A 916-nucleotide genomic window follows, 5' to 3' on the forward strand; every position below is an offset into this window, starting at 1 on the left:
GGGCGAGGGCAAGAGTGCCATCGCCCGTCGCTTCATGCTTGGTTATGCCACGGTGCGTCGTTACATCGCGCGCTTCGAGGTAACCGGCAGCGTTTGTGCGCGCCCCCATGGGGGCGGGGCCCCTCGCAAGGTGGACGCGGCGGGCGAAGAAGTGCTGCGGCGCCTGGTGTGCGAGCGCCCCGACGCCACTGATGAGGAGTTGGCGCGCGTCTATGCGGTGCGCGCTGGGTGCGTCATCAACCACACCACGGTGAACCGAGCGCTGCGGCGCATGGGTTTAACGCGTAAAAAAAGTCCCTCCACGCGACCGAGCGAGACACCCAGGCCGTAGAGGCCTTGCGCTGGGCGTATGCGCTCGGCATGCGGCAGGTGGTGCCCGACAAACTCGTCGTGGTCGATGAGATGGGCAGCCGCACCGACATGACTCGCACGCACGGGCGAGCACCGGAGGGAGTGCGACTGACGGGCGAGGCGGTGCCGCGCAACCGCGGCTGCGTGACAACGGTGCTCGGCGCACTGACGCACCAAGGCATCGAGGCTCATTTGGAAGTTGAAGGGGGCACCAGTCTGGAAGTCTGGGGCCGCTTCGTCCTGGAGCACCTGGTGCCCATCCTGGAGCCCGGCCAGGTTGTCGTTTGGGACAATCTGGCAGCCCACAAGTGCCGAGCGCTCATCGACGTCATCGAATCGCGCGGCGCCCGGGTCGTCTTCCTTCCTCCCTACAGCCCCGACTTCAGTCCCATTGAGATGGCATGGAGCAAGGTCAAAGCGCTGCTGCGCAAATGGCGGCTGCGGACCCGCTCCGCCTTGCACCAGGGCATAAAGCTCGCTCTGGCGGCCATCTCCCCAAGCGACGCAGCAGGCTGGTTCGCCTACTGCGGTTACTCCGTCGCTCAGCCCAGATGAACTGCGCTAT

General features: G+C 65.9%; 2 protein-coding genes. Both read left to right on the plus strand.

The annotated features are described in order from the left end of the window. The coding region (locus HNV26_RS37355) for a helix-turn-helix domain-containing protein (protein ID WP_171445608.1) at positions 1-331 on the plus strand (331 nt) is incomplete at its 5' end. A gap of 5 nt (positions 332-336) precedes the next feature. After that, complete coding sequence (locus tag HNV26_RS37360; protein WP_171445609.1) at positions 337-906, plus strand: transposase; 570 nt, start codon at positions 337-339, stop codon at positions 904-906. Positions 907-916 lie beyond the last annotated feature (10 nt).

Source organism: Myxococcus xanthus (genome assembly GCF_013116825.1).
Taxonomy (GTDB): domain Bacteria; phylum Myxococcota; class Myxococcia; order Myxococcales; family Myxococcaceae; genus Myxococcus; species Myxococcus xanthus_B.